The 12,925-nt window shown below is 44.1% G+C and carries 11 protein-coding genes; 4 read left to right on the plus strand and 7 right to left on the minus strand.

Annotated elements, in window-relative coordinates; genetic code table 11:
* Both MARME_RS17210 and MARME_RS17215 read left to right on the plus strand, forming a co-directional pair.
* Positions 1–1,344 (plus strand): dihydroorotase, encoded by a 1,344-nt coding sequence (locus MARME_RS17210; RefSeq protein ID WP_013662540.1) that lies wholly within the window; start codon positions 1–3, stop codon positions 1,342–1,344.
* A gap of 258 nt (positions 1,345–1,602) precedes the next feature.
* Positions 1,603–2,301, plus strand: coding sequence for a lipoate--protein ligase family protein (locus MARME_RS17215; RefSeq protein WP_013662541.1), 699 nt, complete (start codon positions 1,603–1,605; stop codon positions 2,299–2,301).
* A 16-nt stretch (positions 2,302–2,317) separates the two neighbouring features.
* Here MARME_RS17215 and MARME_RS17220 read toward each other — a convergent pair whose 3' ends face one another.
* Positions 2,318–2,851 carry a DinB family protein gene (locus tag MARME_RS17220; RefSeq protein ID WP_013662542.1) on the minus strand — a complete coding sequence of 178 codons (534 nt, stop codon included), beginning with the start codon at positions 2,849–2,851 and terminating at the stop codon, positions 2,318–2,320.
* Between the two features lie 66 nt (positions 2,852–2,917).
* Positions 2,918–4,159 (minus strand): GGDEF domain-containing protein, encoded by a 1,242-nt coding sequence (locus MARME_RS17225; protein WP_013662543.1) that lies wholly within the window; start codon positions 4,157–4,159, stop codon positions 2,918–2,920.
* A gap of 251 nt (positions 4,160–4,410) precedes the next feature.
* On the opposite strand from MARME_RS17225, the gene MARME_RS17230 reads away from it, so the two are divergent.
* Together MARME_RS17230 and MARME_RS17235 are read left to right on the plus strand one after the other, a co-directional pair.
* Complete coding sequence (locus MARME_RS17230) at positions 4,411–4,689, plus strand: hypothetical protein (protein WP_013662544.1); 279 nt, start codon at positions 4,411–4,413, stop codon at positions 4,687–4,689.
* Between the two features lie 58 nt (positions 4,690–4,747).
* Positions 4,748–6,676 (plus strand): B12-binding domain-containing radical SAM protein, encoded by a 1,929-nt coding sequence (locus tag MARME_RS17235; protein ID WP_013662545.1) that lies wholly within the window; start codon positions 4,748–4,750, stop codon positions 6,674–6,676.
* 85 nt (positions 6,677–6,761) lie between these two features.
* Here the strand turns inward: MARME_RS17235 and MARME_RS22220 are convergent, their stop codons facing one another.
* The 5 genes from MARME_RS22220 to MARME_RS17260 all read right to left on the minus strand — a co-directional run bounded on the left by MARME_RS22220 (position 6,762) and on the right by MARME_RS17260 (position 12,809).
* The gene (locus MARME_RS22220) at positions 6,762–8,864 is read right to left on the minus strand and encodes a methyl-accepting chemotaxis protein (protein WP_013662546.1); all 2,103 of its coding nucleotides are present in this window, start codon (positions 8,862–8,864) and stop codon (positions 6,762–6,764) included.
* Between the two features lie 142 nt (positions 8,865–9,006).
* Positions 9,007–9,348 (minus strand): hypothetical protein, encoded by a 342-nt coding sequence (locus MARME_RS17245; RefSeq protein WP_013662547.1) that lies wholly within the window; start codon positions 9,346–9,348, stop codon positions 9,007–9,009.
* Between the two features lie 56 nt (positions 9,349–9,404).
* Positions 9,405–9,719: a cupin domain-containing protein gene (locus MARME_RS17250; protein ID WP_013662548.1), complete on the minus strand. Its 315-nt coding sequence runs from the start codon at positions 9,717–9,719 to the stop codon at positions 9,405–9,407.
* Between the two features lie 34 nt (positions 9,720–9,753).
* Positions 9,754–11,802, minus strand: a complete 2,049-nt coding sequence (gene rep, locus MARME_RS17255; protein WP_013662549.1) for a DNA helicase Rep — start codon at positions 11,800–11,802, stop codon at positions 9,754–9,756.
* 92 nt (positions 11,803–11,894) lie between these two features.
* Complete coding sequence (locus tag MARME_RS17260; protein ID WP_013662550.1) at positions 11,895–12,809, minus strand: bile acid:sodium symporter family protein; 915 nt, start codon at positions 12,807–12,809, stop codon at positions 11,895–11,897.
* Positions 12,810–12,925: the final 116 nt, after the last annotated feature.

Here is a 12,925-nt window from a genome sequence, read left to right on the forward strand (position 1 = left end):
ATGTCGTCAAATAAAGTCGATTTAATCATCAGAAATGTGACGGCCGTCTTACCAGAAGGTAAACAGGCTACCAATGTCATTTGTCATGACGGTAAAATCGTAGCCATCACTGATACTCTAAATTCCTATACAAGTAACACCGTCTTAGATGGCACAAATAAGCACTTGCTGCCGGGCGTTATTGACTCTCAAGTTCATTTTCGAGAGCCAGGCCTTGAGCACAAAGAAACCATATCGACCGGCACAAAAGCGGCTATTTTGGGAGGCGTCACCAGTATTATCGAAATGCCGAATACGACACCACCGACTACCAACGAAGCCGCTCTAAAACAAAAACTTAATATTGCAGCAGAATCCGCTTGGAGCAACTTTGCTTTTTATGCGGGTGCCAGCGCAGAAAACACACACCTGTTACCAGATCTAGAAAAGTTACCTGGTTGCGCAGGAATAAAAGTTTTTATGGGAAGTTCGTTTGGTTCGTTGTTGGTTGATGATACAACCGTTCTGACCAATATCCTTAAATCCTGCCAACGCCGTATTGCAATCCACGCGGAAGATGAAGCTCGCCTACGCGAACGAAAACACATCGCGGAATCATCAAGCGATGTATATTCACATCCCGAATGGCGGGACGTAAAAAGCGCCCTCAATGCAACGCAAAAAGTCGTCACGATTGCCAAAGAAACAGGCGCGAAACTGCACCTTTTACACATCTCTAGTGCCGATGAAATGGACTATTTGCGTCAACAGAAGAGCCTTTTGAATAACCAACAAATCACAGTTGAAACGCTCCCTCAGTACTTGCATTTTCATGCGCCAAATTGCTATATACAGCGCGGCTCTAGAGTACAAATGAATCCCCCGATCCGAGAGCGCTATCACCAGTATGCTATTTGGGACGCTATTCACGATGGCACAGTTGACGTTATGGCAACGGATCACGCTCCGCACACGCTTGAAGAGAAAGCTCGTATTTACCCCAATTCTCCTAGTGGCATGCCGGGCACACAAACCCTACTTCCCGTCATGCTCAACATGGTAAATCAAAATAAAATCAGCCTTGAGAAGCTTGTAGACCTGATTTGTGAAGGACCTTGCCGAGTATTAGGCATTGAAAATAAGGGGAATATTGCAGAAGGTTTTGACGCGGATCTTGTCTTAGTCGATATGGCAAAAGTGCACACATTTGACGACGCCGATATGGCGAGCCAATGTCGATGGACACCTTATCACGGCGACCGCGTGACGGGCTTCCCCATCGCCACCATTCTTGCTGGTAAAATCGTGATGAAGAACGGCAACGTGGTAGGTGAACCTAGCGGCAAAGCTTTGTCCTTTTTATAACTTGATCGCTCTATCGCTAAGTTACTTAGCTACTTAGTTACCTAACTGCTTAGTTACCTAACTGCTTAGTTAACATAGACAAAGCACGCCTCTCTTTAAACGCCTCTTTGAAATATCAGGTGTTTTTGGAGAGGCGTGTTTCTGAATAGAGCGACTGACTAAAGAGACGTTAGTTTGAATGACAAATGAAGATAATTCTTATATCAAGAGATCATTTATGGCACCATCTATCTAATAGAAAATGACGTAAGCGGTATAATGACCACAAGCAAAAACCGAATTATTCAGTTCAAAAATACGTCAGTTGAACGTGCTTTTGAAAAGGAAGCTGAACTGATCAAAAAAGTTCAAACGGGCGACCTAAACCAATGTCTACTACTATGGCGAACAACAACGCCCACGCTCGTATTACCTGCCAGTCAAAAATGGAAGGCGACACCAGAGCTCACAGCACAGCTCGATCTACACAATTGGCACATCGTCTCTAGGCGAACAGGCGGAGCTCCCGTTCCTCAAGTTCAAGGCGTCATCAACTTAACCCACATGTATGTCTGGGACGCCGATAGACATTACGCTATTCAAGAAGGCTATAGTCGCTTTTGTGGTACGCTCGAACACTTTTTTAATGCTCTTGGTCTAACAACCGAAAATCATGCAACGCCTCACTCATACTGCGACGGCGATTACAACATGAATATTAACGGACAAAAAATAGTGGGTACGGCACAGCGGGTTATCACTGGCAAAGAAAGGAAGGTGATACTTGCTCAAGCATGTATTTTAGTCGATGTTTCGCTCGAACAACTCGTTCATCCCGTGAACCTTTTCAATCAATTTAATCAGATGAACGATAGAATCAAAGCAGACGCCCATACTTGCATAGCCGATCAATTAGAAACCGTTCCCGCGATCGACACCCTGTACAGAGGCCTTATTCAAGCCTTTGTACAGAATTAAATGTGCAGGGTAAAAATTATTCGTTGGGGATATCAATTAAAAGATCGGTAATACCCACATCCAACCCCACTTGATACAACAATGTAGATGCTTGTCCGCGATGGTGTGTCTGATGATTGAAGAAATGCTGAACCAAATAACCCAGTTGCTTTTTGTTTGGCTTACCTTTCATGTTATTGAACAATAATGGTGACGCCAAAACGTCATCGTCCAGCTCAGCGGCAAACTCAACAATGATACGATCTAAGTGCATACGCACTTCTTCTAAATCAGATAAACGATCATAAAGCACTGCGTCTAATGCATTGGGCGACGGCATACTTCGAACGGAGTCCAATGAGCTAAAATGATTAGGATGATTGGCGAATCTTTTCAGCCAAATAACATCGCCAACGACAATATGATTCAGTGTTCCAATAATAGAATCAAAAAACGCGCCTCGCGCTTTACTCAGTTGCTCAGGTGTCAATTGAGCCGCCACTTGATACAAGCGCTGGTTCATCCCTTGGTTGTAAACCGCCATCAATTCAAAATGAGAGGTTAACGACATAAATACGTCTCCTTTTTACAATGCGTTCCGATAAGTGCTACTTTTCTGATGACTTTATAATGCGACTTATGACATTCTTTTTCCAGAAACCGCCCTGACCTGATTACGTCCATTATTTTTTGCTTCATACAATGCACGATCAATCAGTTCAAGAATCTGATCTAATATGATCTCCATACCAAGCTGTATAACACCAATCGAAAGCGTCAGTTTTATCTCATTGTCTTGAATCATAAACGTATGTTTTTCAAGCCCACTTCTCAGCGATTCGGCTTTTTCGAGTGCGCTTTTAAGATCCGTCTCTTTCATAAGAACATAAAACTCTTCGCCGCCAATTCGATAAAGGCTATCGTTTTCCCCCAGCCCTGCTTGCAACCAATCAACAATTAATTTTAATGCAGTATCGCCAGCACTATGGCCGTACTGATCATTAATTCTCTTAAAATGATCGAGATCTAAGCTCATCAGGCTGAGGGGGCTGCCAGATGCCTTTGCGACTTTCCATTCCTCGTGAATCACTTGATCAAAGCTTCTGCGGTTAGCGGCTCCCGTCAGTTGATCGGTCGCACTGGCTTTTTCCAGCTTCCGCATTAATTGATTACGTTCTGTGATATCCGACATGACACCAACTTGGCCACCAGGCTGTCCGTCTGGTCGCATAAAAACCGCTTTGTTAAACTCTATTTCATGGAGAGAGCCATTTGCATATCGAACTTCCGCTTCATATCGTTGCGTTCCACCTCGACGAAGCAGTTCACAATCCGCTGCATAATAAATACCCGCTAAGTCTTTTGGTGCAATGTCATAAACTGAGCTTCCGATAATCTTCTGCTTTGAATACCCTAAAAAATCACAAAAAGCATCGTTACACCCTCGGTAAATATGCAGATGATCTTTGTAAAAAATGGGAACAGGAATCGTATCGATAACGACCTGAAACATACTCATATCCACTTTTTCGGACTCAGTGCGCGTATAGTGAGTAAATTCAGAAAACAAATAGGAGGCAATAAGAGACGGGGTAGAATGAGAGAAACAGTTCATCGCGCCTCTTTCGATCCATTTTACGCTGACCTCTAAGGACCAATTTTCAACCACGACAAATGATCTTCTTGCTGCCAATAGACGCACGTCCGTCCCAGAAAGCTCACCTTCCGAGATTAAGACGGTATTGGAAACAGGGCACTCTTCAATGGAATCGATACAACGCCACTCGATTAACATTGAATGGTTCGATAAACTCGCCTCTATATCAGCCTTACAAAAAGCTAAATGAGATGAAAAGTAAACGACAAACGAATTGTCCATGAGGCACACTCAAACGGATGAGTGATTATTATACTAGAATCAAATCACTGACTAGCGATTTTTTGGAAAGCACTCTGCGTTTTGTCAAACATTTAGTCCCCTTTTTAATCACTTGAACCAATAAAAGGCGTCCACGAAGAACAAATAGACCCGAAAGATTACCCTCTTTCAAACGCCTTTTACAGACAGATGAAAGCGGTAATGGTAGCATTTGCCCCCATCAGATTTGTGCAAAGTTAAGAGAGTATTCCATGCAAACCTACACTGTTCTTAAACGTGAACATATAACCCGTGCGGAAACGGTTAAGGAAGACGTCCAACACTTAAAAATCTGCGGTTACGTAGAGAAAACCACCGTTGAAGCGAATTCACCAGAAGAAGCTGTCGAGCACTTCCTTGCTCATTATAACGAAGACGACGAGAAGCCAGTAAGATCACGACGTCGTCGTATCATGCTATGGCTCGGTAGCGCTATTGCCGTAATGTGGTTCTCGTATTTAGGGTTTGTATTGCTTCCTATGGCGTTTTAAAGAGACGCTTTTCGTCTCTATTTTTTTGACCATTCCGTTTCCACTGTAAAGGCAGGCTATGACCGTTCTTTTAATGACTCCCCCAATGACTCAGTTGAATACGCCCTATCCAGCAACGGCCTATTTAACCGGGTTCTTGCGATCTCGTAATTACGATGCGATACAACGAGATCCCGCCATTGAGTTGTTTTTAGAAATGATGACATCCGACGGCTTGGATATCATCCGCCAACATGTGGAAGACAATTTTGAGCAATTCAATGACGATGAGCTACCCGACGTTATTTATGCCTTCTTGTCGGAGTTCGATCGATATTCATTGTGCGTTGAACCTGTTATTCGCTTCTTACAGGGTAAAGACCCCAGTTTAGCCTTGCGTATCGTATCGCGCCGCTTTTTACCGGAAGGCCCGGCTTTCGATGCCATTGAACAAATGACCGCTATTTCTGGTGACGTTCTGCAAAACGCTTTCGGCGATCTAGGCGTACAAGATAAAGCCAAATATCTTGCAACACTCTTTATCAATGATTTATCAGCGGTCATTACGCAGGGCGTCGATCCTCATTTTGAAGTCAGCCGTTATGGCGAACGTTTAGCTGCAGCAAACCCAAGCTTCGACGACCTGTACGACATATTGATGGGGGAACCAAGTTTTAGCTCTGAAATTCTAGAACAGCTTGTCGAACTCTATCTAGAAGAAACACAGCCGAGCGTGGTCGCGCTGACTGTACCCTTTCCGGGCAATATGCTGGGCGCATTGCGCATTGCGCAAACGTGCAAAGCAATCAACCCCGATATTGCCATTGTGATGGGCGGTGGTTTTGTTAATACGGAATTACGTGCACTAAAAGACCCACGCGTCTTCGAATTTGTCGATTTTATTTGTGTTGACGATGGCGAGCGACCGTTTATGACGTTACTTGAATACCTTGACGGTCAACGAGAGGTAGACGAGTTAGTACGTACTTACTGTCTCGCTGAAGACGAAAATGGCGAGCTTTTTGTCCATTTCAATGACAACAAAGCACTGCATGATATACCGCAAACCGATGTCGCTGCCCCGGTGTACGATGGTTTACCGCTCAATGACTATTTGTCACTTTGCGAAATGCTCAACCCGATGCACCGAATTTGGAGCGATGGACGCTGGAACAAGCTAACCATTGCTCATGGGTGTTATTGGCGCAAATGCAGCTTCTGCGATGTCAGCCTAGATTACATCGATCGCTACGACGCAGCTGGTGCCGACATTTTGGTCGACCGTATAGAACAGCTCATAGAAGAAACAGGACAAACAGGCTTTCATTTCGTCGATGAAGCCGCCCCGCCAAAAGCCTTGTTTGCATTGGCTAACCGCTTAATCGAACGCGGAGTGGTCATCAGCTGGTGGGGGAACATCCGCTTCGAGAAAACCTTCACACCTGAACGCTGCCAACTTCTGGCCGATTCGGGCTGTATTGCGGTAAGCGGCGGTCTCGAAGTGGCTTCTGACCGCTTACTTAAGTTAATGAAAAAAGGCGTCAGCGTAGAGCAAGTGGCACGTGTCACTAAGGGATTCAGCGATGCCGGTATCTTAGTGCATGCCTATCTCATGTATGGCTTCCCAACTCAAACCGAGCAAGAGACCATCGACTCGCTGGAAATGGTACGTCAAATGATGTCGAGTGGCTGTTTTCAATCCGCTTATTGGCACCGCTTCGCGGCAACGATTCACAGCCCTATCGGGATTAATCCAGATGACTACGGCATCACTCTGGCTGATCGCCCTGAAACGCGCTTCGCTGAGAATGACGTCGATTTCTTTGACCCAATCGATACTGACCACGATATGCTCGGCAGAGGACTTAGAAAATCACTCTACAACTACATGCATGGCATTGGTTTTGATCAGCCGATGAATTTCTGGTTTGACCAACCCGTAAGTAAAACATCGGTGAAAAAATCACTGATTGAAAACGCGATAAACAATGTCATCGTGAGTAGCTAATCAGGCAATAGAAGTAGAAACAGCGCATCACCTTGGCTTATCGACTTCTATTCCTGATGCTATTTATATTTTTCCGATCTAAACGCTACACCTTCAACTTAGATAGGATTAAATTGAGCTGGTTAACCGCTTCAACATTATCGGTATGGCTTGATGATAGACCAGAGACGACCTCTCTCAATGATTGAGCAGCATCGCTGATTACCACAAGGTTTTTGTTTATCTCTTCTGCTACATTCGACTGCTCTGTCGCCGCTGACGCGACTTGAGAGGAGTTTTGGGAGATCATGGTAACGCGATCGTTAACAAACCCGAGCTTTTCTGCACTCTCATTAGCAGCTTCAACTGTAGCACTAACGTTTGTCCGACTCTGATCTAGCAAACTAACGGCAGAGCGCACATCGTCTTGCAGCGCTTTAATTAGCTCATCAACTTCTTCTGTTGAACCTTGCGTCCGTGCAGCCAAACTTCGAACCTCATCGGCCACTACCGCAAAACCGCGCCCTTGTTCACCCGCACGAGCCGCTTCAATCGCTGCATTTAATGCAAGTAGATTAGTTTGTTCAGCAATGCCTCTAATCGTATCCAAAATTCCGTATATAGCGTCACTTCGCTCTGAGACTCTTGCCACTTGAACATTTGCACGATCAAGTTCCGACGCTAGCATTCCGACCTGAGAACAGTTCTGCTGAACCAAAGCAAATGACGCGCTTAAATAGCCGCTCATTTCATTTGTTGCTTGACCATTGTCTTGCGCCAGATTCGCAACCTCAAAGGCGGAACTAGACATCTCAGTAACAGCGGTAACAACTGACTGAATTTGATCAGTTTGAGAAGAAATAGACTGATCAACTTGAGCAGTGATACCAACAAAATGTTCATTTGATGACGCCACGACACTACGCTGTGCGTTTAGTCGTTTCACCATATCTTGAAGCTTTTCAACGAAAAGATTAAAACCTTGTGCAAGCTGTATTAGTTCAAGGTGCTTTTGCGGCCCTAGACGCTGCGTCAGATCCCCTTCTTCAGAGGCGAGCGCTTTCATTCGGGCCGCAATGCCACTTAATGGTGAGGTAACAGAACGCACGATGCCGTAAATAATAACCAATCCAACTAGGATTAAGCTCAAGCCTAGTCCTAAAAGTAACATGACGGACTGATTGGTTTTTTGTTCCAAAGTTGTGTTTAATTCTATCGATGGCGCTAATAAAACATCGGTCGGTACTGAGAGATAAACCGTCCAATTTTGAGCTGCATTACCGATGTCAAAATGGCTAGTAAAACGCCATTCGTCTGAGCCTTTTACCAATCCATCTTGCTTTAGGTCATCCGTATTCAAATCGGTTACGTTAATATTCGAACCCAACGACGATGAAAAGACACTGGACGCAACAATAACGCCACGCTGACTCACAATCGTTATACCGCCCTGTCCGCTAAATAAATCTTTTGCCAGCGTCTGTACCTGTACCTGTATCTCCGGTAAATTGACATCAGCCCCAACTAAACCAACAAACGCACCATCGACTAAAACCGGTTCAGTGTAACTCGTCATTAAAACGCTGTTACCTTCAGAGATTTCATAGAGGTAAGGATCCAGCAAACATGGCTCAGCGGTGTCATATGAACATAGATACCACTCCGATTCACGTACGCCATTGTCATCTAAACTGCTCACATACTTTTTAGATGAGTCCGACTCATAGGGAACAAACTGTCCATCCTCTAGCACCCAATACACATCCAACGTGCCAACATCTGAGGTAAATAAGGTACTTTTTGGATAACGGCGGTCCAACCCATCGTAACCATCTTCTTCAAATTGGGCGTACAATGCACTCATGGTTGGTGTACTTTTTAGTAAGCCTTGTGCCATATCGTGTACTCGCTCACGCAAATACGGCTCTCCACCATTACCTTTCGCGGTTTGTGATAACAAGGCTGCAAAGTTAATGGTCGTCGACGCGGTAGACTCCAAAAAAACACGTACTTTAGTTTTTACCTGATCAGCGGTTGAGCGTAATAATGTTTCTGCTTGCCCGCGCTGCAATTCATTCAGCTCACTAGATGCAAACTCATTCATCGCACGTATCGATTGAGTCGACACGACAATTAATATCCCCACTAAACACGCTGCAAAACAGCCAGACAAAAACACAAGTTTAACCCTGATACTTAGACTCGACATGAAAGCTCCTTGAGCGGTTCATACAATACAATTAACTTTTTAGGAGAGTAGGGAAGTACGGAGGACAAGGATATACACCAAAAGAGGTATGACCTATTTTTATAGCGTGCTGTGTCTTTTTAAAATAACTGGAGGAATTACGTTAATGAAGCCTTTCAGCCCAATTTCCTTCATGCGAATGATGACAATGTTCTTCTGTATCGTATGAGATGTGGTTTTGAATATTTTTAATTTTAATGTCGAGACTTTTAAGCTCTGTATGAATACGTAACGCGAGTGAATGATTTAATGTCGAATGCAGGTAGGCCTCAAGGTTTTCATTTGTATCAAATACGCACGTCACTTTTAATGTTTGAGGAAAACGCGCGTAATCAACGGTATGCGTCAGCCACTCAAAGCCTTGAATATCTTTTAACGCGGTTTCACAAACATCCGTTAGAACAAGACGAATTTGATTATCCATTTTTTTATCAGACTTACGCATTCATGTAACCTTCTTTTAGGTTTAGATATTATTTAAGTTTAGATATTAAGAGTGGATTAGGAATAAAAAATGGCGAGCCAAATTGTGACTTCGTCAGGGGAAGTGCTCAACACTTTATGCTTAGTGCCTGCTTCGATATTAATGAAATCGCCCTCTGATAAAGTGCAGATACGCCCCGCTTCAAACTCAATAACACCTTGCCCTTTTAACACGAGAACCCACTCATGTTCAGACTGATCATACCAACCAACATCAGGAGAGCTGTGGCCATCAGACACTATACGTTCAATACGAATATTGCCTGTTGAAAGAATGTCCTCAAATATTTCGTCAGGAATACTCTTTGGAATATCTGAAAATACATTATTCATACGGTCCTCGCTGAAGCATAAACTAATTGGCTCACTACTTATTCAACATGGCTTTAAGAGCAGAAAGCGAGGCTTTACCCTGCTCTTTCTTTTGCTGCTCAGATTCATCGCCACGACCTTCCCACACAAGATCTTCTGGTGGAAGTTCATCTAAGAAACGACTGGGTAGACAATCCATTTCTTCGCCAAACTGGCGGCGCTTTGAGGCCATTGTAATGCACAAAGTACGCTTGGCTCGCGTAATGCCGACATAAGCAAGGCGGCGCTCTTCTTCGATGTCGTCATTTTCTATACTGTTTCTATGAGGAAGTAACTCTTCTTCACAACCAATCAGAAAAACGTGTGGGTATTCAAGACCTTTTGAGGCATGAAGCGTCAGCAGTTGCACTTTATCTTCATCCTCTTCCTCTTCCTGTCGTTCCAACATGTCGATCAAAAGCAGTTTAGCAATCGCTTGATCTAGCCCTGCATCCGCGTCTTCTTCCCAAGCAGATTCCATCATGCGCTGGATGGATTCAATCAGAAAACGTACATTTTCAATACGACGTTCAGCCGCTTTGGGCGAGCTTGCTTGCTCTTGCAGCCAACCATAGTAGTCAATGTCGTAGATCATTTGCTCGATGACCGGAATGGGTGAGCCTTTTTCCAAGCTTTTCCGCAAGGTGTCCATCCAACGAGTAAACTCTTGAATGCTTTTTAGCGGTTTACCAGAGACGCTCTCTTCCAACGCCTTATCGCCCGCGGCGGCAAGTAAACTGACTTTTAAATCATTTGCTAAAAGTCCAACCTTCTCTAGCGTTGCAGGGCCAATGTCGCGTCTGGGAAGGTTAATCACCCGCAAGAATGCATTATCATCTTCTGGGTTCACTAATAGCCTTAGATACCCCATCAAATCCTTTATTTCAGCTCGCGAGAAAAATGAGGTTCCGCCGTTCATTTTATAAGGGATTCGATAAGCCTGTAGCTTTATCTCTAAGAGACGAGCTTGATGATTGCCGCGATAAAGCACCGCAAAATCTTTATAGGGAATTTCATTACGAAGGTGTCGTGATTGGATTTCAGCAGCAACACGCTCACATTCAGCGTCTTCGTTGCGAGTCACCATCACACGAATAGGATCGCCAATACCTAAATCGCTCCATAACGATTTATCGTAGACATGCGGGTTGTTTGCGATCAATGTGTTCGCTGATTTTAATATCGTTTTTGTTGAGCGATAGTTTTGTTCAAGCTTAACCAGTTTTAAATTTGGGTAATCAACAGAAAGTTGTTCGAGGTTCTCTGGACGAGCACCGCGCCAAGCATAGATAGACTGGTCGTCATCTCCAACTAACGTAAAACAACGACGAAAACCCGCCAACAAGCGAATCAACTCGTACTGACTGGTATTGGTGTCCTGACACTCATCTACTAATAAATAACGTACTTTTTTCTGCCATTTATCACGTAATGCATCATCGGATATGAGCAGACTAACAGGCAGTAAAATCAGATCATCGAAATCAACCGCATTATAGGCACGCAGATACCTCTGATATTGCGTATACACTTGAGCGGCGAGCAACAGTTCTTCGGTATCGGCATTGACCATGGCTTGCTGTGGCGGAATGAGATCATTCTTCCAATTGGATATTGTGTGCTGACAAAATCCAACGGAATCCGTTTGACCGTTAAATTCTTTATCCAATATTTCTTTTATCAGTGCTTGACCGTCTTGAGAGTCAAACAGTGTAAAGCCTTCTTTTAAGCCCGCTTTGCGGTATTCGCGCCGTAAGATATTGAGGCCTAATGTATGGAAAGTCGAAATACTCAAGCCACGACTTTCTTGCTTCGAGAGCATGCTTACAACACGCTCTTTCATTTCACGTGCGGCTTTATTGGTAAAAGTAACCGCAACAATACTCGACGCTTTGAAGCCACATGTTTGAATCAGATAGGCTATTTTGGTTGTGATTACACTGGTTTTTCCTGACCCAGCCCCAGCGAGCACCAGAAGTGGCCCATCTATTTGTTTGACGGCTTCGAGCTGGCGATTGTTAAGACTCTTTAATCGCTGTGCAATTGAAGGTACGGGTTGGCTCATGAGGGACTCTGCGTGATAAAAGTATTCGAGTATTTTACCCGATCGCTCACCCAGAGGCACTCATTAGTATGGGCCGATTTCTAGAAGCTTATTCAGACCTTTCCTAGATCTTCTTTCCTTCGACTCCAGTATCCCGCCAATAGTGAGCCAGAGATATTATGCCAGATACTAAACAGAGAACCTGGTAACGCAGCGATCGGAGTAAAGTATTTAATCGCCAATGCAGATGCTAACCCAGAGTTTTGAAGACCGACTTCGAAAGCAATGGTACGACACACTTTTTGGTCGAATCCCAATGTAAAAGTCACCCAATACCCAAGTATCAGACCTAAGCTATTATGAAGTATGACGGCTAACGCGACAGAGAAACCGATCGTTGAGAGCTTGTCTGCACTCAAGGCAACCACAATGGCAATAATGAACACGATGGTAAACATAGAAACATAAGGAAGCAGCCCCTCTACCCTACGCACGAGTTGGTTGGCAAAGGTATTGACCAATACTCCGACAGCAACGGGCACTAGGACAATTTTTAACAAACTAATAAACATCGAATATGTTGGCACATTGACGCTTTGACCGATAAAGGCCGACACTAACAATGGTGTGAGTACAACGCCTATGAGAGTAGAAATAGCGGTCATTGATACCGAAAGCGCCACGTCACCTTTCGCCAAATAACACATTACATTAGAAGCCGTGCCGCCTGCGACACTGCCGACTAATAACATTCCTATGACAAGCTCAAGGCTGAAACCAAATATATTCGCAATGCCGTACGCCGATATCGGCATGACCAGAAATTGCAAGATCACTCCGACCACGACGGCTTTTCTGTTTGTTAGTACTTTTCTAAAATCATCTAGCTGTAACGTCAGCCCCATCGACAACATGATGACCATCAATAAAGGAACGATGTTTGATTTAAAAGAAACAAACAAATCTGGAAAAAGATAGGCGCAACACGATAACAATACCGCCCAAAGAGGAAATAACTGAACAACCATACCCACAATCTCCAATGTTGAAATGCCCCAAATCCTTATATAAGAGGCACGTGATATAAGTAAAAGCTATTTTTACTGGCTAAAGGTTTTTAGTCAACAATGTAACAGCTTCTTTA

It is taken from the genome of Marinomonas mediterranea MMB-1 (genome assembly GCF_000192865.1).
Taxonomy (GTDB): Bacteria; Pseudomonadota; Gammaproteobacteria; order Pseudomonadales; family Marinomonadaceae; genus Marinomonas; species Marinomonas mediterranea.